The organism is Dyella acidiphila, assembly GCF_014863405.1.
Lineage (GTDB): Bacteria > Pseudomonadota > Gammaproteobacteria > Xanthomonadales > Rhodanobacteraceae > Dyella_B > Dyella_B acidiphila.
The window spans coordinates 283,681-306,854 of the sequence record NZ_JACZZA010000003.1; the positions used below are offsets into that span (position 1 = coordinate 283,681).

The 23,174-nt window shown below is 65.0% G+C and carries 18 protein-coding genes; 7 read left to right on the top strand and 11 right to left on the bottom strand.

The window, feature by feature from the left end:
• Positions 1-3 precede the first annotated feature (3 nt).
• From IGX34_RS08075 to IGX34_RS08085, 3 genes are all read right to left on the bottom strand, one after another.
• Entirely contained in the window at positions 4-2,163 is a 2,160-nt protein-coding gene (locus IGX34_RS08075) for a protein-disulfide reductase DsbD family protein (protein WP_192555194.1), read from the bottom strand.
• 60 nt (positions 2,164-2,223) lie between these two features.
• Entirely contained in the window at positions 2,224-3,132 is a 909-nt protein-coding gene (locus IGX34_RS08080) for a DMT family transporter (protein WP_192555195.1), read from the bottom strand.
• A gap of 73 nt (positions 3,133-3,205) precedes the next feature.
• The gene (locus IGX34_RS08085) at positions 3,206-3,904 is read right to left on the bottom strand and encodes a glutathione S-transferase N-terminal domain-containing protein (protein WP_192555196.1); all 699 of its coding nucleotides are present in this window, start codon (positions 3,902-3,904) and stop codon (positions 3,206-3,208) included.
• 114 nt (positions 3,905-4,018) lie between these two features.
• On the opposite strand from IGX34_RS08085, the gene pdxR reads away from it, so the two are divergent.
• Positions 4,019-5,470 carry a MocR-like pyridoxine biosynthesis transcription factor PdxR gene (gene pdxR / locus IGX34_RS08090; protein ID WP_192555197.1) on the top strand — a complete coding sequence of 484 codons (1,452 nt, stop codon included), beginning with the start codon at positions 4,019-4,021 and terminating at the stop codon, positions 5,468-5,470.
• A 20-nt stretch (positions 5,471-5,490) separates the two neighbouring features.
• Here the strand turns inward: pdxR and cutA are convergent, their stop codons facing one another.
• Positions 5,491-5,820: a divalent-cation tolerance protein CutA gene (gene cutA / locus IGX34_RS08095; protein ID WP_192555198.1), complete on the bottom strand. Its 330-nt coding sequence runs from the start codon at positions 5,818-5,820 to the stop codon at positions 5,491-5,493.
• The gene (locus IGX34_RS08100; protein WP_192555199.1) at positions 5,817-6,473 is read right to left on the bottom strand and encodes a class II aldolase/adducin family protein; all 657 of its coding nucleotides are present in this window, start codon (positions 6,471-6,473) and stop codon (positions 5,817-5,819) included. Before IGX34_RS08100 ends, cutA begins: the two co-directional genes overlap by 4 nt.
• A gap of 307 nt (positions 6,474-6,780) precedes the next feature.
• Between IGX34_RS08100 and IGX34_RS08105 the strand changes: the two genes are divergently transcribed.
• The 3 genes from IGX34_RS08105 to IGX34_RS08115 all read left to right on the top strand — a co-directional run bounded on the left by IGX34_RS08105 (position 6,781) and on the right by IGX34_RS08115 (position 9,536).
• A complete protein-coding gene (locus tag IGX34_RS08105; RefSeq protein ID WP_192555200.1) occupies positions 6,781-7,074 on the top strand; it encodes a co-chaperone GroES in 294 nt (97 codons plus the stop codon).
• A gap of 115 nt (positions 7,075-7,189) precedes the next feature.
• Positions 7,190-8,836 (top strand): chaperonin GroEL, encoded by a 1,647-nt coding sequence (groL, locus tag IGX34_RS08110; protein WP_192555201.1) that lies wholly within the window; start codon positions 7,190-7,192, stop codon positions 8,834-8,836.
• A 130-nt stretch (positions 8,837-8,966) separates the two neighbouring features.
• Entirely contained in the window at positions 8,967-9,536 is a 570-nt protein-coding gene (locus IGX34_RS08115) for a hypothetical protein (RefSeq protein ID WP_192555202.1), read from the top strand.
• Positions 9,537-9,693: 157 nt separating this feature from the next.
• Here IGX34_RS08115 and IGX34_RS08120 read toward each other — a convergent pair whose 3' ends face one another.
• Both IGX34_RS08120 and cysG read right to left on the bottom strand, forming a co-directional pair.
• A complete protein-coding gene (locus tag IGX34_RS08120; RefSeq protein WP_192555203.1) occupies positions 9,694-11,592 on the bottom strand; it encodes an LTA synthase family protein in 1,899 nt (632 codons plus the stop codon).
• 244 nt (positions 11,593-11,836) lie between these two features.
• Positions 11,837-13,258, bottom strand: coding sequence for a siroheme synthase CysG (gene cysG / locus IGX34_RS08125; RefSeq protein ID WP_192555204.1), 1,422 nt, complete (start codon positions 13,256-13,258; stop codon positions 11,837-11,839).
• Positions 13,259-13,552: 294 nt separating this feature from the next.
• Here cysG and IGX34_RS08130 point away from each other — a divergent pair, with 294 nt between their 5' ends.
• Positions 13,553-14,560: a LysR substrate-binding domain-containing protein gene (locus IGX34_RS08130; RefSeq protein ID WP_192555205.1), complete on the top strand. Its 1,008-nt coding sequence runs from the start codon at positions 13,553-13,555 to the stop codon at positions 14,558-14,560.
• A 20-nt stretch (positions 14,561-14,580) separates the two neighbouring features.
• On the opposite strand, the gene IGX34_RS08135 is transcribed toward IGX34_RS08130, so the two are convergent.
• The 4 genes from IGX34_RS08135 to IGX34_RS08150 are packed head-to-tail and all read right to left on the bottom strand — an operon-like array spanning position 14,581 to position 20,605.
• Positions 14,581-16,326 carry a bifunctional sulfate adenylyltransferase/adenylylsulfate kinase gene (locus IGX34_RS08135; protein ID WP_192555206.1) on the bottom strand — a complete coding sequence of 582 codons (1,746 nt, stop codon included), beginning with the start codon at positions 16,324-16,326 and terminating at the stop codon, positions 14,581-14,583.
• A 51-nt stretch (positions 16,327-16,377) separates the two neighbouring features.
• Positions 16,378-17,100, bottom strand: a complete 723-nt coding sequence (locus IGX34_RS08140) for a phosphoadenylyl-sulfate reductase (protein WP_192555207.1) — start codon at positions 17,098-17,100, stop codon at positions 16,378-16,380.
• Positions 17,097-18,794: an assimilatory sulfite reductase (NADPH) hemoprotein subunit gene (cysI, locus tag IGX34_RS08145; protein WP_192555208.1), complete on the bottom strand. Its 1,698-nt coding sequence runs from the start codon at positions 18,792-18,794 to the stop codon at positions 17,097-17,099. Before cysI ends, IGX34_RS08140 begins: the two co-directional genes overlap by 4 nt.
• Before the next feature lie 8 nt (positions 18,795-18,802).
• Positions 18,803-20,605 (bottom strand): assimilatory sulfite reductase (NADPH) flavoprotein subunit, encoded by a 1,803-nt coding sequence (locus IGX34_RS08150; RefSeq protein ID WP_192555209.1) that lies wholly within the window; start codon positions 20,603-20,605, stop codon positions 18,803-18,805.
• A 228-nt stretch (positions 20,606-20,833) separates the two neighbouring features.
• Here IGX34_RS08150 and IGX34_RS08155 point away from each other — a divergent pair, with 228 nt between their 5' ends.
• Complete coding sequence (locus IGX34_RS08155) at positions 20,834-22,030, top strand: OprO/OprP family phosphate-selective porin (protein WP_192555210.1); 1,197 nt, start codon at positions 20,834-20,836, stop codon at positions 22,028-22,030.
• A gap of 142 nt (positions 22,031-22,172) precedes the next feature.
• Positions 22,173-23,174, top strand: coding sequence for a sulfate ABC transporter substrate-binding protein (locus IGX34_RS08160; protein WP_192555211.1), 1,002 nt, complete (start codon positions 22,173-22,175; stop codon positions 23,172-23,174).

The following is a 23,174-nucleotide window of genomic DNA, read 5'->3' on the forward strand; positions in this document are numbered from 1 at the left end:
GGCTTACTTCGCCGCCTCGGTCAGCGCCGTTTCCACCAGTGATGCGGTCAGCACCGTCGGCAGTTGCTTGCCGGGGCCGCCGTCGCGCGGAAACACCACGTACAGCGGTACGCCGGGCGAGTGGTATTGCTGCAGGAAGGCGGTGATGGTGGGGTTTACGTCGGTCCAGTCGCCTTTCATATAGACCGCGCCGGTGCGCTTGAGCAGGGCCTGGAAGGCCTCGCCGTCCAGCACCGCATGTTCATTGGCCTTGCAGGTCACGCACCAGTCGGCGGTCATATCCACGAACACCGGTGTGCCGGCTTTGCGCAGTTCGGCGAGCTTGTCCGGCGAATAGGCGACGGTGCCGTCACTGCTTGCGCTGGCCTGTGGAGTGGCAGCCGGCAACTTGGCCAGGGTGTACAGCGGCACCACGGTGGCGGCGGCCAGCACCACGACCAGCACGCTGCTGAGGGCGCCGCGGGCGCGGCTGCGCTCGAACCACCACAAGGTCATGGCCAGCAGCACCGCGGCCACCAACAGCAAACCGACCGCGTCGGCACCGCGCTGATGCGCCAGCACCCAGGCCAGCCACACCGCGGTGAGGTACATGGGAAAGGCCAGTACCTCTTTCAGCGTTTCCATCCAGCGGCCCGGCCGCGGTAGCAGGCGCGATACCGCAGGCACGAAACCCACGGCCAGAAACGGCAGCGCCAACCCCAGGCCCAGGGCCACGAAGACCAGCAGCGCGCTCAAGGTCGGCGCCACGAAGGCATACGCCAGTGCGGTGCCCATGAACGGCGCGGTACACGGACTGGCCACCACCACGGCGAGCACGCCGGTGAAGAAATCGCCGGCCGCGCCGGAGCGACTGGCCAGAGTGCTGCCGGTATTGCCCAGCGAAGCACCGAATTGCACGACGCCCGACATCGACAGCGCCACCGCCAGCATCACCAGCGCCAGCACCGCCACCACCAGCGGATTCTGCAGATGCGCGCCCCAGGCGCTCTTCAGGCCGATCACGAGCAGGCCGAGCGCGACGAAGCTGATCAGCACACCAGCGGTGTACATCAATGCATGACTGCGCCGGCGCGCCACGCTTTCGCCGCTTTCCAGCAAGCCGATCGCCTTGATCGATAGCACCGGCAGCACGCACGGCATCAGGTTCAGCACCAGGCCGCCGCCAAAGGCGAGCAGCAGCGCATACCAGAGGCTGACACTGCCCGTGCCGCCTTGTGCGTCGGCCGGCGGCATTTCCGGTGCGGGGCCCTGTGCGGCCACGCTGGCGGCAGTGCCGCCGTTGACCAGGTCGATGTTGGCCTGGCGCGTCATCAGCGGATAGCACAGGCCGCCGTCCTGGCAGCCCTGGAAACTGGCGGTAAGCGCGAGCGTTTTCAGTCCGCTGACATCGCCGTGCACGGTGACCGGCACATCCACCTCGTTGAAGTACACGGTGGTGTTGCCGAAGTGCGCATCCTGGTGCGCGACACCGGCCGGCCACGCCGGGGTGAGCGACAGCTGCGGCGCGTCTTTCGCGGCCAGCGTGGTCTGGTCGCGGTACAGGTAATAGCCCTTGGGCATGGTCCAGCGCAGCAGCAGGTGCTGCGCATCCTGCGCAATGGCGGTGAACTGGAATGCCTGCTCGGCCGGCAGCGGCGAACCATCGCCGGCACCCAGCGACTGCGGCCGCGCGCCGAGCAGGTTGCTCAGCTTGTTGCCGGCGGCGCCGGCCGGCAGCGGCAGCTCGAGCTGTTCGGTATGCGGCGGATAGCAGATCTTCGGTTCGGTTTCGTGGCAGCCCTGGTAGCGCACGCTCAGCGTCAGCTTGCCGGTGCCGGGCGCAACCGTGTACGGAATGCTGGCATCCACGCTGTGGTGATAGGTCTCGACCGGGCCCAGGTAGGGATCGTCGTGCTTCTCTCCATCGGGCAACTGCGCAGTGCCCAGGGTGACGCCGTCGCCGCCCTTGAAGTTCATGCGGCCGCGATAGAGGTAGTAGTCCTGCGCGATATCCCAGTGCAGCTTGATCACGCCGGGCGTGCTGCTGTCGGCAGTGAGCTTGTAGGCCTCGGTGACCGGCAACAGCTGGGCGGTGTCCTGGGCCGATGCCGTCGATACGCCTGACAGCAGGCCGAGCCATAGCAACAAAGTGGCGACGATGCCGCCGTAACGAAGCGAACGCATTCCAGCTCCAGCATTTGGGGTCGCGCCGAGGCGCGCATAAGGGGGAATTATGGCCCAGCCTTATGCCTCTTCGGTCGCACCCCGTAGCTTGGTTACACCCCGCAGCCTGAGCATGCCGGTGGTCAGCGCCACCCCCAGCAAGATCACACTGCAGCCGCCGGCCATCGCCAGGGTCACCGTCTCGCCCAGGAACAGCGCACCCCATAGCACGCCGAAGACCGGGATCAGGTACAGCACCGCCATCGCCGGCCCCGATCCGGCATGCGCCATCAGCCGGTAGAACAGCACGTAGGCGAGCGAGGTGCAGCCGGCGGCGAGGCCGAGCATGGCGAGCCATGCCTGTGCATCCGGGGTCTTCGCAGGCCACAGCCAGAGCGTGAAAGGCAGCAGCATGATCGCCGCGGCGAACTGGCTGCCGATCGCCACCGTCAGCGGCGTTACCCGGCGCAGGTGGCGTTGGCTGTAATGCGCGCCGAAGGTGTAGCAGAGATTGGCGCCCACGCAGGCCGCCATCGCCCAGCCGGTGCCCGCGCCGCCGTGCCCGAAGCCGATGCTGCCGCCGATCAGCCACACCACGCCGAGCAGGCCGATCAGCAATCCGCTGGCTCGCGAAAGATTGAGCTTCTCGCCCAGCCACAGCCAGCCGGAAGCGGCCACCAGCAGCGGTGCGATCGCATCGAAAATGGCGGACAGGCCCGACGGCAGACTGGTGGCGGCATACGAGAACAGTACGAACGGCAGCGCCGAATTGCTCAGCCCGATCAGCGTGACCGGCCACCAGTTTGCACGCAGCTCGGCCAGCCGCTGGCGCGAGGCCAGCAACGGAATCGAGCAGATCGCCGCGCCGATCGCGCGCATGCCGGCCAGCGCCATGCCGCCGAACTGATTGGCGCCCATGCGCATGAACAGGAACGATGCGCCCCACAGGGCGCCCAGTGCCAGCAGTACGAGCAGGTCGGATTTCTTCATGGCCGTGGACTCTCGGGCGATAACGCCAATCTAGATGGACGCAGTGACAGAACCTGTCAGCAGTGCGAGGCCGTTATTTCGGCGAAGAGGCCTGCTGCCCGAACAACACGCGCCGCTCCTCGTCCGACAGGGGCTGTTTGGGCGCATACGCGTTTTCGACACCTTCATAAGTACGCAGCGTCGCCGGCCGCACTGCCATCGCTTCGAACCAGCGTTGAAGATGCGGAAACGCCTCCAACTGCTGGCCATGCGCCTCGTGCGGCACGATCCACGGATAGCAAGCAATATCTGCGATCGAAAACGCGCCGGCGATAAATTCGCGATCGGCCAGCCGCTGATTCAGCACGCCGTACAGGCGGCTGGTTTCGCGGGTGTAGCGTTCAATCGCGTACGGCACTTTTTCCGGCGCGTAGACATTGAAGTGGCCAATCTGCCCGGCCATCGGTCCCAGGCCGGCCATCTGCCAGAACAGCCATTGCAGCACTTCGGCGCGGCCGCGCGGGTCGGCAGGAATCAGCCGGCCGGTTTTTTCGGCCAGGTACAGCATGATCGCGCCCGATTCGAACAGGGTGACCGGCGCGCCGCCGTCGGCCGGATCGTGGTCGACGATGGCGGGGATTTTGTTGTTGGGCGAAACGGCCAGGAACGCCGGCTGGAACTGCTCGCCCTTGCTCAGGCTTACCGGCCGCACCCGGTACGGCAGCTGCGCCTCTTCGAGGAACAGCTTGGCCTTCAGGCCGTTGGGGGTGGCGGCGAAGTAGAGCTCGATCATGGCGCGGACCTTGGCGTCGTGGTGTTGGAGACAAAGGGTAGGGTGACTCATGGACTTGCAAAAGCACCACATCAGGAGAAATCTACAGATCCAATTTCGTGCCTGGTGATCGCCATGGATCATCTGTTCGAGTTTCCGCTCGAGATTCCGCAGCGCGGCTCGCGCCAGCGGCTCGGGGCACTGCATGGGCAGTTACGCAGCGCGATCCTGGATGGGCGCCTGAAAGCCGGTGCGCGGCTGCCGGCCACGCGTGCGCTGTCCGAGGCGCTGGGCGTTTCCCGCAATACGGTGGTGGCTGCATACGACTTGCTGCTGGCCGAGGGCTATATCGCCGCGCGGCGCGGCGCCGGCAATTTCGTCGCCGATCTGGCATTGCGCCGCCACGCCATGCCGCTGCCCGCTGCCGATGCGGATGTGACCGCGCGGCTGGCGCCGTATTGGCGCCGCTTTATGCAACTGCCGGTGTCGGCAGCGCCGGCGGTCTTCGCGTTCGATTTTCGCCTGGGCGTGCCCGACAGCCGCCCGTTTTCCTACGACACCTGGCGCAGGCTGGCGGCGCGGGCGCTGCGCCAGATGGTCAGGCACGCACCGCTGTACGACCTGGCCGCCGGCCGTCCCGCGCTGCGTGCGGCGATTGCGCGGCATATCTCGTTTGCACGCGCGGTGGCCTGCGCGGCGGACGACGTGGTGGTCACCAACGGTGCGCAGCAGGCCTTCGATCTGCTGGCGCGCGTGCTGGTGACGCCGGGTCGCACGGTGCTGGCGGTGGAAGACCCCGGCTATCCGCCGTTGCGCGCGGCCTTTGCTGCGGCGGGTGCGCGCGTGGTCGCGGTGCCGGTGGATCAGGAAGGACTGGTGGTGGAGCAACTGCCGCCCGATGCGCAAGTGATCTACGTGACGCCCTCGCACCAGTTCCCGCTCGGCGTAGTGATGTCGCCCCGGCGGCGGGTGGCTTTGCTGGCGTTTGCGCGGACCCATGGCGCACTGGTGATCGAAGACGACTACGACAGCGAATTCCGCTACAGCGGCCGGCCGCTGGATGCCTTGCAGACGCTGGATCGCAACGATTCGGTCTGCTACGTAGGCACGTTTTCCAAATGCCTGTTTCCGGCGCTGCGGATCGGCTATGCGGTAGCGCCGCCGTGGTTGCACGCGGTGCTGATCAACGCCAGGCAACAGGCGGACTGGCACGGCGACGTGGTCACGCAAGATACGCTCGCCGCGTTCATCGACGAAGGACATCTGGTGCGCCACGTGCGGCATATGCGCAAGCTCTACGCCGAGCGGCGCGACAGCTTGCTCGATGCGCTCCACCGGCATGCCGGTGAGCGCCTGCAAGCATGGCCGGCCGATGCGGGCCTGCATGTGGCGGCCCGGCTGTGCATGCCGTGCGATGCGGCAACGCTGGCGGCACGCGCGGCGTCACACGGTATCCATATCGAAGCCTTGGGTGGCTATGCGCTGGAAGCGAAAACCGCGAATGGTTTTGCCTTCGGCCTGGGCCTGCTCGATACGCCGCGTATCGATGAAGCAGTACGCCAACTCGCGGCCTTGCTTGTCGCCTGAGCAAGCCGCACGAAGCGGAATCAGTTTTCGCCGGCGTTGCGGACCCAGTCCAGATACGCCTCGTGGCCGCGTTCCACCGGCACGGCGATCAATTCCGGCAGTTCGTAGGGATGCAGGTCCAGCAATCGTTGCTTGAGTGCATCGAAGCGTTCGGCGCTGGTCTTGATCAGCAGCAATGTTTCGCTGTCCGTCGTGACCTGGTCCTGCCAACGATAGGTGGACTGGATGCCGTCGAGCCGATTGACGCAGGCGGCCAGTCGTTCGTCGACCAGGGTCTCGGCCACGCGCTGCGCGCTGGCTGCATCGGGACAGGTGCAATAGCACAGCAGCACGCGCTCGGGCTGGCTCATGCCGAGGCCTGTTTGGACATCAGCCCGTAGTTGCCGAATTTCTCCAGCGCTTGCACCACTTCCGCATCGGTCAGCAGCACGGGTTTGCCGGCCTGCAGCGCCAGCGTGTACTGGCGTGCCAGCGTTTCCACTTCCACTGCGCGCCACATCGCCTGTTCTATGTCGGCGCCGGTGGCGATCATGCCGTGATTGGCCATCAGGCAGGCGCTGCGCCCTTCCAGTGCGCGTACCACCGCATCGGAAAGCGCCTGGGTGCCGTAGGTGTAGTAGTCGCTGCAGCGGATCGAGTCGCCGCCGCTGACCGCGATCATGTAATGCACGGCGGGGATGTCCATGCGGCAGATGGCCAGCCCGGTGCTGTAGGGCGGGTGGGCGTGCACCACGGCATGCACGTCGGGCCGGGCGGTATAGATATCGCGATGGAAGCGCCATTCGCTGGAGGGGCGCCGGCGGTGTTCGTAGCGGCCGTCCATGTCCACCAGCACCACGTCCTCAGCAGTGATCTCGCCATAGGGCACGCCGCTGGGGGTGATCAGGAAGCCGTCGCCGCAGCGGATGCTGAGATTGCCCGAGGTGCCCTGGCTGAGCCCGGACGGGGTCAGCTTCAATCCGTTGGTGACGATGTCCTCGCGTAGCGCGCGTTCGTTACTCACTGCCGAAAGCCTTTCTGTACATGCAATGCGCCATCGTTGACGTTCCGCGGGCGCATGTCGATAGGCCGTCCAGCGTTGCCAGGCTGCTCCTGGGAAAAGACTTAGGCTCTTGGTGTCTCCGGGCCCCTTGAAACCCGCCCGGCCACCCCTATTCACCCTGACAGTCCCGTCCGCCCCTGTTGCAGGGGTTTTTTTGGAGGCTAGAATTGGCACTCATCCTCGCCGAGTGCTAACAGCTAGCCGCCTCAAGGCCGGTCCGGGGTCAAAAATTGTCCATCAAACCAAAGCCATAGCTGGAGTCCATCCCATGAGCAAACTGCGTCCGCTGCACGATCGCATCATCGTCAAGCGCCTGGAAGAGGAGCGTGTCTCCGCCGGCGGCATCGTGATCCCCGATAGCGCCACCGAAAAGCAGACCCGCGGCAAGGTCATCGCCGCTGGCGAAGGCCGCATCCTGGAAGACGGCAAGGTCCGTCCGATGTCGGTCAAGGTCGGCGAAGTGGTGCTGTTCGGCAAGTACTCGGGCCAGGACATCAAGATCGACGGCGAAGAGCTGGTCTTCCTGAAGGAAGACGATGTGGTGGCTGTTATCGAAGGCTGATTCGACGGCGGCGGGTGTTGGAGCCAGGAGCTCGCATCCAGTCGCCTTCGGCTCCTTCTGTAGGTTTTTCGCGAGATTTTCCGTATTTATTTAATTTTTTTGAGGCAAAAAAATTATGGCAGCTAAAGAAGTACGCTTCGGCGAAGACGCCCGTGCGCGCATCCTCAAGGGCGTGAACACCCTGGCCAACGCCGTCAAGGTGACCCTCGGCCCGAAGGGCCGCAATGTCGTGCTCCAGAAGAGTTTCGGCGCCCCGACCGTGACCAAGGACGGCGTGTCCGTGGCCAAGGAAATCGAACTGGCCGACGCCTACGAGAACATGGGCGCGCAGATCGTCAAGGAAGCCGCTTCCAAGACTTCCGACAACGCCGGTGACGGCACCACCACCGCCACCGTGCTGGCCCAGGCGTTTGTGCGCGAAGGCCTGAAGGCCGTGGCCGCCGGCATGAACCCGATGGACCTCAAGCGCGGCATCGACAAGGCCGTGGTCGCCGCGGTGGAAGAGCTCAAGAAGCTGTCCAAGCCCACCGCCGACGACAAGGCCATCGCCCAGGTCGGTACCATCTCCGCCAACTCCGACGTGGCCGTGGGCGACATCATCGCCACCGCGATGAAGAAGGTCGGCAAGGAAGGCGTGATCACGGTTGAAGAAGGTTCGGGTCTCGAAAACGAACTCGACGTGGTCGAAGGCATGCAGTTCGATCGCGGCTACCTGTCGCCGTACTTCATCAACAACCAGCAGAGCCAGCAGGTCGAGCTGGATGATCCGTTCATCCTGCTGTACGACAAGAAGATCGCCAACGTGCGCGAAATGCTGCCGATCCTCGAAGGCGTGGCCAAGGCCGGCAAGCCGCTGCTGATCGTTGCCGAGGAAGTGGAAGGCGAAGCGCTGGCCACCCTGGTGGTCAACACCATCCGCGGCATCGTCAAGGTTGCCGCCGTGAAGGCGCCGGGCTTCGGCGACCGCCGCAAGGCGATGCTGGAAGACATGGCCATCCTCACCAATGGCCAGGTCATTTCCGAAGAAGTGGGCCTGCAGCTGGAGAAGGCGACCATCGCCGACCTCGGCCGCGCCAAGAAGATCGTGGTGACCAAGGAAAACACCACCCTCATCGACGGCGCCGGCGAAGCCGACAAGATCCAGTCGCGCATCAAGCAGATCAAGGCGCAGATCGAGGAAACCTCCTCCGACTACGACCGCGAGAAGCTGCAGGAACGCGTGGCCAAGCTGGCCGGCGGCGTGGCCGTGATCAAGGTCGGTGCCGCTACCGAAGTGGAAATGAAGGAAAAGAAGGCCCGCGTCGAAGACGCCCTGCACGCTACGCGCGCAGCCGTTGAAGAAGGCGTGGTGCCTGGCGGTGGCGTGGCGCTGATCCGCACGCTGAAGGCGATCGACAGCCTGAAGGGCGACAACGAAGACCAGAACCACGGCATCGCCATCACCCGCCGTGCGCTGGAAGCTCCGCTGCGCGAGATCGTGTTCAACTCCGGCGACGAGCCGTCCGTGATCGTCAACCAGGTCAAGGAAGGCAAGGGCAACTACGGCTACAACGCCGCCACCGGCGAGTTCGGCGACATGATCGAATTCGGCATCCTGGATCCGACCAAGGTGACCCGTTCGGCCCTGCAGTACGCCTCGTCCGTGGCCGGTCTGCTGATCACCACCGAAGCGATGGTGGCCGAGCTGCCGAAGAAGGAAGAGCACAACCATGGCGGCGCCCCGGGCGGCGGCATGGGCGGTATGGGCGGCATGGACTTCTAAGTCCTGCGTTCATCGCAAGCTGTTACGAGAAAACCCCGCGCAAGCGGGGTTTTCTTTTTGCGTGATCGCCGTGCGGCAGATGGCTTACAGTGCGGCTTCGCGGCAACAGCCATCAGCAGTGGAGAGAGCGATGAAACGGATGTTGTTGCTGGCCTTGCTGTCGCTGCCGCTGCACGCCGCGGAGCTGCCGTCCGCCGTCGCCAGCCAGCTGCCGCAGGGCTATGAAGTGCTGAGCTATGCCGCCGGCCAGCTCGACGATAGCGGGCGCACTGATTATCTGGTGGTCATCCACCGCGCCAACGACAGCAGCGATACGCCATCGCCGCGCCCTCTGCTGATTTATACGCAGAATGCCGATCGCAGCTTCACGCTCGCGGCGCGCAACGATCAGGTGGTGATGCGCGCCGACCAGGGCGGCCAGTGCGATCCGTTCGAGGACGGCGACAACGGCCTGGCGATCAAGAACCGCTATTTCACCGTGCAGAACGGCGTCGCCTGCGGTCAGCACTGGACCGACTACATCACCTTCCACTACGACGCGCAGCGGCATGCGTGGTTGTTCCACAAGCAGATTTTCGAAAGTTGGGAGATGAATGACGATCCCAACGGCGATGCGCTGAAACCCGGGACGCGCAAGGTGACGTCGGCGGATGTTGCGCATCCGATTCGCTTCGAGGCGTGGCGGCCCAGCGATAAATAGGCAGGGCAAATAAAAGCCGTATCCACGCCTCCGCGTCATCCCAGCGAAAGCCGGGATCCAGCGTCTTTCGAATGTGGTGGAGTCACTGGACCCCAGCTTTTGCTGGGGTGACGCGGAGGCGAGAGTGAGGCCGGCGTTCCAGCTCTCTAGCACCGCCTCAGCGATGCATACCCATGGCCGACAAGGTCGTTGCATCGTGATCGGCGTCATCCTGCTTCGCCACCGCCGTATTGGCGGGTAGCAGGCTCGCCGGCAGCAGCTTGTCCAGCTTGCCCTTCATGCGCAGCACCGCAACGCTGGCCATGTCGCCGTCGAACTGCTTCTGCTGCGCATTCTCCGATACCGGAGCGGCGCCGGGTGCACGGGTGAGCATGGCCAGCGAAGGCGCCAGCACCTGGGTCAGCGCGAAATATGCATCGTCATGAATGCCGGCGCGTTCCAGCAGCAAGCCCGGCAACATCCACGAAGCCATGTCCACGCGCTGCGCATGGCCCGGATTGCGCGGATCGATCAGCAACCACGTGCCAGCCTGGCTCAATGCCGGCTGGCCGTCGACGAAACCGGTGGATTGGAACGCTTCGTTGAGGCCCGGCAGATGATCGCCGTAGAACAGCAGCAAGGTCGGGCGGCTGCGCTTGGCCAGCATGGCGGTCAGGCGGCCCAGCTCCTGGTCGGCGTGTTGCATGTGATAGAGATAGGTCTGCACTTCCGCCTTGTCCTTGGCGTTCACCGCGGCCGGTACCGGAATGGCATCGCGTGCCGCTGTGTCCTTCGGCGGTACGTCGTACGGGCCGTGCGCTTCCAGGCTGATCGCGAACAGGAACTGCGGCGGACCGGCGTCCTTCAGCTGCGACATGATCTCGTCGGTCATCGCGCTGTCGGCCATGTACTTGCCGTCCATCGCTGCATTGGCCGGGAAGCTCGATTGCGAGACGAAGCGATCGAAACCCAACACCTTGAAAGCCGTGTTGCGGTTCCAGAAAGTGGGATCGTTGCCGTGGATCGCCACCGTTTCATAGCCGTGAGCGCGCAGCACGCGCACCATGCTCGGCACCACTTTGTCGTGCATCTGCAGATACGGGAACTGCATATTGCCGAAATAGCGCAAGGACAGGCCGGTGAGCACTTCGAACTCGGTGCGGATGGTGCCGCCGCCGTAGGTGGGCACATGCAGCGGACCGCTCATGCCTTCGCTGGCAAGGCGCGTCAGATTGGGTGTGAGATTGGCGTTCTCATAGCCGTGCAAGATGCTCGGATCGAAGAACGATTCGCTCTGGATCACCACGATATCGGGCAGCGCGGTGCCATCCCCGGCCGGCGTCTGCATGCGCGCGCGCACCGCATCGCCGGTCGATTGCAGCAGATTGCTGACCGCGTTCGGATCGGCCTTCTGGTTGCTGCGCCGATCCTGCAGATGAAACATCATCAGCGAGCTGACCAGGCCGGAATGGCTGGTAGTGGCCGCCGCCGACCATGGCTCCAGCCACAGCTTGCGGCCGTTGTAGAGATTGCCCCAGCCGGGCACGCCGACCAGCAGGGTGGCGAGGGTGATGGCGAGCACGCTGCCCGCCACGATGCGCCTGCCGCCGGTGCGGCGGGCAAACAGCGGTGGCTCGAAGCGCCACATCGCTGCGATCAGCGCGACACCGCCGATGATCGCCAGGTAAGGCCAGGGGCTATGCGGCAGGTAACTGCCCAGCACGTGCATGCCGCCCTTGCGCAGCTGTCCCACCATACGGAAATCCGCCGGCAGTAGCGGCACGCCCAGGTTGGCCACCTTCAGCGCGTTGACCCCATACATCACGCCCTGCGCCAGATAGGCCAGGCCGAACGACAGCACCAGCCGGCGGGTAAGCATCAGCAGCAGCAGCGCGGTGAGCACGCCGGGCATCGCGTTGGCCAGCGGATAGGTCGGCTGGGCCAGCAGTTGCGCGGTGGAGACGCCGTCGTTGCCGTCGAGCAGGCCGGTCAGCAGCACGAACAGCACGGCCGTCGCGCCGACCAGAGCGATGCGGATGGCGACGCTGCGCGTCAGGGTTGTCGAGGAAGGGGTCATGCAGTCCAGCGACCTGTCATGCCAGGGGATGTGGACTGTAACGTGGCTGACATGAATCCGTTGTCTGGCATCCCTCGAAGGTTGCTGCCGGTTCAGCCCATTTCGCAGCTAACTAACGGAATCTTCGCAAGAAAATGGGTGTTGTCCGAGGCCCTGTCGGGGCTTTGTAATGCCGCTCAGTGACTTGCGTCCAATCCTTCCAGCTGGCGCAGGGCTGAATCGGGACAGGGAACCAGCGTCTCGCTCAGGCGGCGTCCGCCAGCCGGCCAGCATCGCCGCCCAGCAGTTCGCCATGCCAGTGCGACGCGGCAGCCAGCCCGGCCACTTCACCCAGGATCAGCAGGGCCGGCGCGCGTACCGCGTGCCGGATGGCCAGGGCGGGCAAGTCGCGCAATGGGCCGGTGAGCGTGCGCTGGCTGGGCAGGGATCCGTTTTCAATCAGGGCGAACGGCGTTTCCGCGTCCCGTCCATGCGCAAGCAATTGCCGGGTGAGCTGGTCCAGTGTGGCGACGCCCATATAAATGGCCAGAGTCTGGCGATCGCGCGCCAGCTCTGCCCAATCCAGGGTGTCCAGCGATTGCTGGCAATGCGCAGTGACCAGTCGCACTGATTGCGCATGATCGCGATGCGTCAGCGGCACGCCGCTGTAGGCGGCGCAGGCGAGTGCGGCAGTGATGCCCGGCACGATCTCGCAGGCGATGCCGTGTTCGCGCAGAAAGACCAGTTCTTCGCCACCGCGGCCGAACACGAACGGGTCGCCGCCTTTCAGGCGCACCACTCGCCGGCCGGCTTGTGCGTGCTCGCGCAGCAAGGCATGGATGGATGACTGCGGTGTGTGTTTGCCGCCGCCGCGCTTGCCGACGGCTATCTGCACGGCATCGCGCCGAGCCAGGTCCAGGATCTGCGGATTGACCAGCTCATCGTGCAGGATCACGTCGGCCTCATGCAGCGCGCGCAGTGCGCGCAAGGTCAGCAGGCCCGGGTCGCCAGGGCCTGCGCCGACCAGCACCACGGAGCCCTGTTGCGCGGGCACTTCGCGCCTGGACAAGACCTCGACCAACTGCCGTTCCGCCTGCAGCGGCTGCGCGGCACGCAGCAGCGCATTAACTGGACCGTCATGCAGCCAGTCATAAAAGCGCCGCCGCGCGGCCAGATCCGCATGGCGCTGGCGAATGCGTGTGCGGTAGCGCTGCGCCAGCTGCAGCAGCGAGCCCAGTGCCGGATCGAGCAGGCTTTCGATCCGCTCGCGCAGGCGACGCGCCAATACCGGTGCCACGCCGCTGCTGGAAATGGCCACCAGCAGCGGCGAGCGGTCGATCACCGCCGGCACCTGGAAGCTGGAGAGGGCCGGATCGTCCACCACGTTCACCAGCCGCTGGCGCGCATGGCCCTCGGTCGCGATGCGGCGGTTGAGTGGGCGCGAACGGGTGGCGGCCACCACCAGCCACATGCCGTCCTGCCAGTCGGATTGATAGCTGCCGGCGCGATAGTTGATACGCGACTGCTGCAATAACTCGCGCAATTCCGGCGCCAGCACCGGCGCGCCGACCGTGACCTTGGCGCCGGCACGCAGCAGCATGGCGGCTTTTCTGGCCGCCACGTCGCCGCCGCCCACGACCAGCACGGGGCGATCGGCAAGGTCGGCGAACAAGGGATACAGCTGCATGCCGGCGTCCGCTAAAGGAAGGAATGGACGTCCAAGCTAGCGCCGCGAAGGATCCTTCGGAAATGGCGGCAGCGCCGGAGGATATGGCCCTGCGGCATAGCCGGAGTGCCGAAATTGAGGGACTGATAGATGTATAGACGTCCAAATAACGCTGTGTTAAGGTCGACCGACCCGCAAGTTTGGTAATTGTCTGGAGATCGTGATGAAACGCCGTCCAGGGTGGTGCGTGAGCTGTATGTGCTGCGCCAAGCGCAATGCGCAGCCCTGCACGCAACCCATCCTGGAGCCGATCTCATGACCCTTACGCAACTTCGCTACATCGTCGCCATCGCCGACGCCGGCCTGAACATCACCCTGGCCGCCGACAACGTCCACGCCACCCAGTCCGGCATCAGCAAGCAGCTCAAGCAGCTTGAAGGGGAGCTGGGTTTCCAGGTGTTCACCCGTCGCGGCAAGAGCCTGGACGCCATCACGCCCGCCGGCAGCCAGGTGCTGGAGCGGGCGCGCAGCATCCTGCACGAGGCGCGCAACATCCGTGCGCTGGCAGCCAATCTGCGCGAAGAAGCTCATGGCGAGCTGTCGCTGGCCACCACGCATACCCAGGCCCGCTTTGTGCTGCCCGAGGCGATCGCCAAGCTGAAGCAGCAGTATCCGGAACTGGGGGTGCACATCCGGCCGCAGGGCGAGGGCCGCATCATCGGCCTGTTCGAAAGCGGCGAAGTGGATCTGGTCATCGTCAGCACCAGCGGCAATGCGCCCGAAGGCGGCATCGCGGTGCCGCTGTTCCGCTGGTACCGCCGCGCGGTGGTGCCGCATGGCCATCCGCTGGCCAAGCTGGGGCGCCCGCTGCGCATCCAGGATCTGGCCGAATATCCGCTGGTCAGCTACGAATCCTCGCTGCAGCCGGAATCCTCGCTGCGTCGCGCCTTCAATGCAGCCAGTCTGTCGCCGCGTATCGCCTGCACCTCGGCGGATGCGGACCTGATCAAGACCTATGTGCTGGCCGGCCTGGGCGTCGGCATCCTGGCCGAAATGGCGATCGGCGCCGCCGATGCGCGCGAGCTGGTCACGCTGGATATCGACGGCCTGCTGCCGGTATGCACCAGCTGGCTGGTGTTGCGCCGCGACCATGTATTGCGCAGCTATGTGGCGCAACTTGCGCGCCTGGTGGCGCCGCAGATCGACGAGGCCGAACTGCGCCGTGTCGTTGCCGGTCACGCCGAGCCGAACTGGCCCGCGCCGCCGCTGTGGGGCGAATTGCAGCAGCGCGGCGTGCGTCGCGCTGCCACGCGCGCGGCCTGAAACGGCCGCGCTGCTTGCGTTCACGTCAGCTCCTGCTGGCGCAGCCATGCGATCACCTGGTCCGCGGCCTCTGCCACGGATAGCGTGCTGGTATCGACGCGCAGCTCCGGTGCAGCCGGTGCTTCATAGGGATCGTCGATGCCGGTAAAGCCCTTGATCTTGCCGGCGCGTGCGGCGGCATACAGTCCCTTGCGATCGCGTGCTTCGCACACTTCCAGCGGCGTGGATACGTGGATTTCCACAAAGCGTCCATGCGTCTGCACCAATTGCCGCGCTTCCTGGCGCGCTTCCGCATACGGTGCGATCGGTGCGCAGATCACGATGCCGCCATGGCGCACCACTTCGCTGGCGACAAAGCCGATGCGGGTGATGTTGGCGTTGCGATCCTCGCGAGAGAAACCCAGACCCTTCGAGAGATGTCGGCGTACTTCGTCGCCATCCAGCATGGTCACCGGCCGGCTGCCGGTTTCCAGCAGACGCGCCAGGATCGCCTGCGCCAGGGTGGATTTGCCGGAGCCGGAAAGGCCGGTGAAGAACAGTGCAAAGCCCTGGCTGGCGTTGACGGGATGGCGCTCGCGCAAAATCTCCACCACCTCCGGGAAGGTGAACCACTCCGGGATCGCCTCGCCCTGATGCAGCCGTCGCCGCAATTCGGTGCCGGAGATGTCGCGCACTTCATCCTGCGCCGCTACTTCCGTTTGCGGCAGGTAGGTATCGCGATTGGCGGCATAGACCATGGCCGGAAACGGCACGATGCGGATGCCGAGTTCTTCCTGGTGGCGGGCCAGTAGTTCCTGTGCGGCATACGGGTCGTAGAACGGCTTGCCCTCGGCATCCTTGCCGGGGCCGGCGTGATCGCGTCCGACGATGAAGTGGCTGGCGCCGTAGTTCTTGCGGATGATCGCGTGCCACAACGCCTCGCGCGGGCCGCCCATGCGCATCGCCAGTGGCAGCAGCGATAGCGTGGCGTGATTTTTCGGGTAGTGCTCCAGCAGCGCGCGATAGCAGCGCACCCGCGTGTAGTGATCCACATCGCCCGGCTTGGTGCGTCCTACCGAAGGCTGGATCAGCAGTTTTGCGCCGACTTGCTCGGCAGCACGCAAGGTCAGCTCACGATGCGCGCGATGCATCGGATTGCGCGTCTGGAATGCCACGATGCGCTGCCAGCCGTGCTGGCCGAACCACTCGCGCAGCTGGCGCGGGCTTTGCCGCAACGGCGTGAAGTCGTAGTGCGGCGGCGGCTGGATGCCTTGCAGGCTGCCACCCAGATACACCGGAAGCGTGCGATCGAGCAGCTCGGCCACGCCAGGATGGGTGCGATCGGTCGTGCCGAATACCGCCCGCGCTTCGGCGATGCGATCGGGAAAATACACATCCTCGACCGTGAGCACCGCCAGCGGCGTACCCTGCACATCGTTGAGGCTGATGCGCGCGTCGACGGAGAGGCTGGCCGCAAAGGCTTCGTCGACATCCAGCGTGATCGGTATCGGCCAGAGCGTGCCATCCGCCAGGCGCAGTTCCTGCACTACGCGATCGTAATCGGCGCGGCCGAGGAAACCTTGCAGTGGCGAGAAGCCGCCATTGAGCAGCAGCTCCAGATCGCACAACTGGCGCTGATTGAGCGTCCATTGCGGCAGCGCCGCGCTGTCCCGTTTCAGCGCTTCGGCCTGTTCGGGTGGCAGATAAAGCTCGCGCAGTGTGCCGCCATGCGGCGCTACCAGCGCATCGAGTTCGGCCGAGGCAAGCTCGGCGGCAACAGCATTCATTGGGTTTTCCTTCTCGGGGCTTTTATTGGTTTGTTCGGTTGCTGCAATAAGTCACACGTCCAGGTGCAGGCCGCATTCGCGCTTGATGCCGAAAAAGCGGGTGTCCTCTTCGCGCATGCCGGGTTCCCAGCGGCGCGTGGTATGCGTATCGCCGATCGATACGTAGCCCTGGTCCCACAAGGGGTGATAGGGCAGGTCGTGGCGGCGCAGATACAGGCCGATATCGCGGTCGGTCCAGTCGACGATCGGATGCACTTTCCAGCGGCCGTGGCGATGGTCGACGGCTGGCGCGTTGGCGCGGCTTTGCGCCTGCTGTCGCCGCAAACCGGCGAACCAGGTGCCGGCGCCCAGTTCCTGCAGCGCGTGCTGCATCGGCTCGACCTTGGCCAGGCGGTTGTAGTGATCGAGCCCTTTGCGGCCCTGCGCCCACAGCTCGCCATGCCGCGCTTCCAGCCACGCAGGCGAGAGTGCCGGGCGCACGATATGCAGCTTCAGTGACAGGCGCTCGGCCAGCTCGTCGATAAAACGATAGGTCTCGGCAAACAGATAGCCGGTATCCACCACGATTACCGGGATCTCCGGCAGGCGCTGGCTGAGCATGTGCAGCGACACCGCCGACTGCGCGCCAAAGCTGGACGACAGCACGTGCGCACCGGGTAGCTGGCGCAGGGCCCAGTCCACGCGCTCCTCGGCGCGCAGGCCAAGCAGCCATGCATCGAGCTTGCCCAGCGCCTGTGCATCGCGCGCAGCGATGGCGGGAGTGGGCAGGCTCATGCCAATACCTCGACATCGACGGCATGGCGCGCGCTCGGCAGCAGGCCGCTGCGCAGCAGGAAATCGCCGAAGCGTTCTTGTGCCTGGCGCTCGCCGGCATAGCGGGCGAACAGCGCATCGAGTTCGTGCAGGATCTGCGCTTCGTCGATGTTTTCGCGCACGGTGCGATTAAGGCGCTGGCCGGCGAAATCCGCGCCCAGACGCAAGTCGTAGCGTCCGATCGCGCGGCCGATCAGTGCGATTTCGCCGAGGTAGGGACGCGAGCAACCGTTCGGGCAGCCGGACAGGCGCAACAGGATCGGCTCGTCGCGCAAGCCGTGCCGGTCGAGCAATGCCTCCAGCTTCGGCAGCAGTTGCGGCAGATAGCGTTCGCTTTCGGCCATTGCCAGCCCGCAGGTGGGCAGTGCCACGCAGGCCACCGCATGGCGCCGGATGCCGCTGAGGCGGCGATAGCCGTCGAGCTTGTATTCGGTCACCAGCGCATCGATGCGTGCGCGCTGTGCAGGCGGCACGTTGGCAATGATCAGATTCTGGTTGCAGGTCAGGCGAAAATCGCCCTGGTGTTCCTGCGCAATCGCGCGCATGCCGCTCAAGTGCGGCTGGCCGGGCAGGTCGGCGAGGCGGCCCGATTCGATCTGCAAAGTGAGATGCCAGTTGCCGTCATCGCCCTCGGTCCAGCCGTAGCGATCGCCGTTGTGATCGAAGCGATAGGCGCGCGCGGGCTGCAAGGCAAAGCCGAGCCGCTGTTCCAGTTCGGCCTTGAACACCGGCGGCCCGATGCGATCGAGGGTGTATTTCAGACGCGCATGCTTGCGCTCCTTGCGGTCGCCGAGATCGCGCTGCAGCTCGATCACGCCCACCGCCGTGCGCAGCAACTGCTCGGGCAGCACGAAGCCGAGCACGCTGCCCAGGCGCGGGTAAGTGCTGGCGTCGCCTTGCGTCGCGCCCATGCCGCCGCCGACGGATACATTGAAGCCCAGCAATTGGCCGTGTTCGATGATGGCGATAAAGCCCAGGTCTTGCGCGAACACATCGATATCGTTGGTCGGCGGCACAGCCACGCCGATCTTGAATTTGCGCGGGAGGTAAGTGGGGCCGTAGAGCGGTTCGCTTTCCTCTTCGCCGCCGGCCACGCGCTGTTCGCCCAGCCAGATCTCGTGATAGGCGCGCGTCTTGGGCTTGAGGTGCTCGGATAGCTGCTCGGCCCAGTGATACGCCAGCCGGTGCGCCGGCGTGGCCACCGGATTGGCGCTGGCCACTACGTTGCGATTGACATCGCCGCAGGCGGCGATCGTGCTGACCAGGGCCTGGTTCATGGCGGCGATCGAGCGCTTGAGATTGCGCTTGAGTACGCCATGCAGCTGAAAGGTCTGGCGCGTGGTGATGCGCAGTGTGTTGTTGGCCCAGGTGCGCGCGATATGGTCGAAGCTCAGCCATTGCGCCGGGCTGAGCACGCCGCCGGCCAGGCGCGCACGCACCATGAATTGATACGCCGGCTCCAACTTTTGCTTGCGACGCTCCTCGCGCAGGTCGCGATCGTCCTGCTGATAGCTGCCATGGAATTTCAGCAGCTTGTTGTCGTCTTCGCTGATGGCGCCGGTGACCGGATCGGCCAGACCCTCCACCAGACTGCCACGCAGAAAACGGCTATTCGCCTTGATGCGTTCCAGTTCGGAAACGGTGTGCTCGCTCATCGCCGACCTCAATACACGTCGCGGGCGTAACGGCCCTGCTGGATCAACTGGTTCAACCAGGCCTCGGCGTCTTCCGCAGTGCGGCCGCTGTGCTCGGTGACGATCTCGATCAGCGCCTTGTGCACATCCTTGGCCATGCGGCTGGCGTCGCCGCAGACATAAAGATGTGCGCCTCCATCGAGCCATTCGTACAAACGCCGTCCCTGTTCGCGCAGGCGATGCTGCACGTAGATCTTGTCTTGCTGATCGCGCGAGAACGCCAGGTCGAGACGATGCAGCTGTCCGCTCTTCAATGCCTGCTGCCACTCGGTCTGGTAAAGGAAGTCGGCGTGGAAATGCGGGTTACCGAACAGCAGCCAGTTGCGCCCGGCGGCACCGCGCTCGGTGCGCTCCTGCACGAAGGCGCGGAACGGCGCCACGCCGGTGCCGGGGCCGATCATGATGATGTCGCGCTCGTTGTCGGCGGGCAGGTGGAAGCGTTCGTTCGCTTCGATAAACACCGGCACGCTTTCGCCTTCGGCGCGCTGTGCGAGATAGCGGCTGGCGGCGCCCCAGCGTGCTTCGCCATTGAGCAGGTAGTCCACATGGCTGACAGTGAGATGCACTTCCTCACCCACCACTGACTGGCTGGAGGCGATCGAGTACAGGCGCGGTGCCAGCGGGCGCAACGCGGCGACCAGTTCATCGGCCTGCCATGCGGCCGGATGGCGGCGCAGCAGGTCGAGCAGCTGCCAGTGCGAAAACGTTGCTGCCAGCGCATCGCGTGCGGTCGGCGCCAGCTGTTCACGCAGTGACTGGTCGCCGCTGCGCTCGGCATGTGCCGCGAAGAAGGGGCGAGTGAGCTGGGTCAGCTCGCGCCGTTCGGCCAGCCAGATGCGCAATGGCAGTTCTTCGCCGCCAGCCTGCACCAGGGCATCGCCATCAAGCTGCAGAGTGCCGAGCACGGCTTCGATCAGTGCGGGGGCCTGGGTCGGCCAGATGCCCAGGGCATCGCCGGGTGCATAGCGCAGGCCGGAGCCTTCCAGCGACAGTTCCAGATGGCGCACATCGCGATCACTGTCACGGCTGGTAATGCGCTGGTTGAGCAGCAGCGGCGCGGCGAAGGGCTGGTCGCGATGCCAGGCCGGCGTGCTGCGCGCCGTGCGCAAGGTGGTGACCTTGGCCAGCGGCGCAGACGTCTTCAGCTGCTCGCGCGCCTGCTGCAGTGCCTGCTCCAGCCAGGGCTGGGTGACGGTTTCCAGATCCACATCGGCTTCCCCGGCAGCAAACAGCCGCTGGCCGCCGAGTACCTGCAGACGTTCGTCCAACTGGCGTCCGATCGCGCAGAATTGCGGATAGCTCGAATCGCCCAGGCCAAGCACCGCGTAGTGCAGGCCTTCGAGCTTCGGGGCGCGTGCACTGCCGAGAAATTCGAGCAGGGCGCGCGCATCGTCCGGCGGCTCGGCATCGCCCTGCGTGCTGATGACCACGTACAGCAGGCGCTCCTGCTTCAGCTCGCGCGTCGGATAGGCATCGGCGCGGACCACACGTACCGCGAGCCCGGCTGCAGTAGCGCGGCGCCCCAATTCTTCCGCCAGGCGCTTGGCATTGCCGGTCTGGCTTCCGTACAGCACCGTCAGGCGCGCCAGCGCTTCGGCTGCAGGCGCCACGGCTTCGCCAGGCGTTTGCCGGCCGCTGCCCAGCCGTTGCACGGCTACGCCGGCGAAATAACCGGAGAGCCAGTGCAGGGCAGGAATATCGAGTCCTTCGACCAGGCGGCTGGCGAGTGCTTGCTTGTCTTCCGGCAACGGCGATAGGGTGGCGACGGTCATCGTTCTTCATCCCTGGACGTATAGACGTCCATCTGATTTCAAGGATGTTAGAACTTCGTTTTTTCGCGAAGAAATGAGGGGGCGGCATATCCGCATGCCATTCCCTCCTTTCCGCCCGGCAAAGCCGGGCCGGCAGCATGGAATCGTCAGCACGCCCGGCCGGGCGGCTGCATCCTGGGGAATTCATCTATCGAGAGGCGCCGCAGTGACGCAGCGCCGGAGGAATCCATGCCGCGAAGACCGAGCTATACACCTCTTTTGATCGCCGCCCTGGCCTTGTCGGCAAGCGTGCCGGCGGCTGCCGACACCAGCGACTACGACTGGCTCAACCACTGGCCCACACATGTGCAGTTCAACGACGGCACCGATCTTGGCCTGGTGATGCGCTATCAGTACGACGTGAACGACTTTTCACATGACGACGGCAAGTTTGTCGATGCGCACACCAATCGGCGTAAATATCTGGGCTTTTACGTCAAAAAGCCCGGCGTCTATGACGCGACGGTCTACTACGATTTCCAGTCCAGGCAATGGCAGGACGCATTTTTCCGGCTGCAGTCGCAGGCTGTGCTCGGCCAGGATTTCGGCGCCATCCGCGTCGGCCAGAGCAAGACGCCGGTGAGCTTCGAGGGCGTGACTACCTCCACCCAAACCACCTTTATCGAGCTGGCATTGCCCTCGCAGGCGGTCTACGAGAATCGCCGCATCGGCGTCGACTGGGCGATCCAGCGCACGCATTGGCTGGCCAGCCTGGGCTATTACGGCGAAAACCTGCAGGGCAAGAGTCACGGCCATACGGTGGCCGCGCGCGCGGCCTGGGTGCCGATTCATGCGCCGGGTCATGTGTTGCACCTGGGGCTGGCCGTCTCGCAGGAGCGTCCCTACGGCCTGGTGAATGCGCTGGGTGTGCAGCAGCCGGCTACTGCCAGCTTCAAGACGCCACCCGAAGCGGGACTCACCACCGTCACCCTGATCAGCAGCGGCACGCTCAGCGGCGTCGACCATATCAATCGCCAGGGTTTTGAAGGGCTCTGGATCGATGGTCCCTGGTCGATCCAGAGTGAATATCTGCAGGCGCAGACCACCTTCGCCAATGGCAAGCCGAGCTACGACTTCAATGGCTACTACGCCTTCGGCAGCTGGGTCGTGACGGGCGAATCGCGCCAGTACCACGATGGCAACGTCAGCAATGTGATTCCCGCGCATCCCTGGGGCGCACTGGAATTTGCCTTGCGCTACAGCGAACTCGATCTCAACGATGGCCTGGTGCCGGGCGGCAGGGAGCATGACTGGACGGCCGGCGCCAACTGGTACGTCGGCACGCATCTGCGGCTGCAGGCCAACTACATCCGTGCCTACAGCGATCGGCGCGGGCTGCTGCTCAATCCGCGCGTATTCGAGCTGCGTGCGGAGATTTTCATCTGATCGGGGTCAGGCGCTGACCTCTGCGGAAAGAGCAGGGGCGTAAGGCATATGGATAGGACGATCCACCCTTTCAGCCGTCTGGACATCCAAATCTATAGTCGATGATGGGCGTCTTTCGACCCGCCCGAAGGAGCTGTTTCGCATGAAACGAAGTCTGCTGATCCTGGCCGCGCTGCTCAGCTTTGCCGTGGGCTGCGCCAATGCGGTCGAGACGCGCCTGCTGAATGCGTCCTACGATCCCACTCGCGAGTATTTCCAGGAAGTGGATGCGGCGTTCAAGGCGCAATGGGCGAAGCAGGCGGGTGAAAACGTCACCGTCACCACATCCAATGGCGGCTCGGGCAAGCAGGCGCGGGCGGTGCTGGATGGCTTGCAGGCCGACGTGGTGACGTTGGCGCTGGCCTACGACATCGATGTGCTGGCCGACAAAGGCCTGCTGGCCAAGGGCTGGCAGAGCAAGCTGCCGGACAACAGCTCGCCCTACACCTCGACCATCGTATTGCTGGTGCGCAAGGGCAACCCCAAGCACATCCGCGATTGGCCGGACCTGATCCGCCCGGATGTACAGGTGATTACGCCCAATCCGAAAACCTCCGGCGGCGCACGCTGGAATTTTCTCGCTGCCTACGGCTGGGCAGCGCGCCAGCCAGGCGGCAGCGATGCCAAGGCGCGCGCCTATGTCACCGCGCTGTACAAGAACGTACCGGTACTGGACACCGGTGCGCGTGGCGCCACCAATACCTTTGTGCAGCGGGGCATCGGCGACGTGCTGATCGCCTGGGAAAGCGAAGCCCTGCTCACGCAGCAGGAGTTCGGCAAGGGCAGCTATGACATCGTGGTGCCTTCGTCGACCATCCTGGCCGAGCCGCCGGTGGCGGTGGTCGATAGCGTGGTCGCGGCGCACGGCACGCAGAAAGTCGCGCAGGCTTATCTGCAATTTCTCTACAGTCCGCAGGGCCAGGCGATTGCCGCCAAGCATTTCTTCCGCCCCCGCCTGGCCTCGGTGGCGGCCAGTTATGCGGCGCAATTTCCGGCAGTGAAAACCTTCACCCTGGCCGAGCAGTTCGGCGACTGGCGCAAGGCGCAGGCGGCTTATTTCGCCGATGGCGGCGTGTTCGACCAGATTACCGAAGGCCAGCATTGA

What these genes read in the sequence shown, in the direction of transcription:
- IGX34_RS08105 (WP_192555200.1), top strand. Translation starts at nt 6,781, where the DNA reads ATGAGCAAACTGCGTCCGCTGCACGATCGCATCATCGTCAAGCGCCTG.
- pdxR (WP_192555197.1), top strand. Translation starts at nt 4,019, where the DNA reads ATGGATCATCTGTTCGAGTTTCCGCTCGAGATTCCGCAGCGCGGCTCG.
- IGX34_RS08160 (WP_192555211.1), top strand. Translation starts at nt 22,173, where the DNA reads ATGAAACGAAGTCTGCTGATCCTGGCCGCGCTGCTCAGCTTTGCCGTG.
- cutA (WP_192555198.1), bottom strand. Translation starts at nt 5,820, where the DNA reads ATGAGCCAGCCCGAGCGCGTGCTGCTGTGCTATTGCACCTGTCCCGAT.
- IGX34_RS08085 (WP_192555196.1), bottom strand. Translation starts at nt 3,904, where the DNA reads ATGATCGAGCTCTACTTCGCCGCCACCCCCAACGGCCTGAAGGCCAAG.
- IGX34_RS08140 (WP_192555207.1), bottom strand. Translation starts at nt 17,100, where the DNA reads ATGAGCCTGCCCACTCCCGCCATCGCTGCGCGCGATGCACAGGCGCTG.
- IGX34_RS08155 (WP_192555210.1), top strand. Translation starts at nt 20,834, where the DNA reads ATGCCGCGAAGACCGAGCTATACACCTCTTTTGATCGCCGCCCTGGCC.
- IGX34_RS08080 (WP_192555195.1), bottom strand. Translation starts at nt 3,132, where the DNA reads ATGAAGAAATCCGACCTGCTCGTACTGCTGGCACTGGGCGCCCTGTGG.
- IGX34_RS08120 (WP_192555203.1), bottom strand. Translation starts at nt 11,592, where the DNA reads ATGACCCCTTCCTCGACAACCCTGACGCGCAGCGTCGCCATCCGCATC.
- IGX34_RS08150 (WP_192555209.1), bottom strand. Translation starts at nt 20,605, where the DNA reads ATGACCGTCGCCACCCTATCGCCGTTGCCGGAAGACAAGCAAGCACTC.
- IGX34_RS08135 (WP_192555206.1), bottom strand. Translation starts at nt 16,326, where the DNA reads ATGAATGCTGTTGCCGCCGAGCTTGCCTCGGCCGAACTCGATGCGCTG.
- cysI (WP_192555208.1), bottom strand. Translation starts at nt 18,794, where the DNA reads ATGAGCGAGCACACCGTTTCCGAACTGGAACGCATCAAGGCGAATAGC.
- groL (WP_192555201.1), top strand. Translation starts at nt 7,190, where the DNA reads ATGGCAGCTAAAGAAGTACGCTTCGGCGAAGACGCCCGTGCGCGCATC.
- IGX34_RS08130 (WP_192555205.1), top strand. Translation starts at nt 13,553, where the DNA reads ATGACCCTTACGCAACTTCGCTACATCGTCGCCATCGCCGACGCCGGC.
- IGX34_RS08115 (WP_192555202.1), top strand. Translation starts at nt 8,967, where the DNA reads ATGAAACGGATGTTGTTGCTGGCCTTGCTGTCGCTGCCGCTGCACGCC.
- IGX34_RS08075 (WP_192555194.1), bottom strand. Translation starts at nt 2,163, where the DNA reads ATGCGTTCGCTTCGTTACGGCGGCATCGTCGCCACTTTGTTGCTATGG.
- cysG (WP_192555204.1), bottom strand. Translation starts at nt 13,258, where the DNA reads ATGCAGCTGTATCCCTTGTTCGCCGACCTTGCCGATCGCCCCGTGCTG.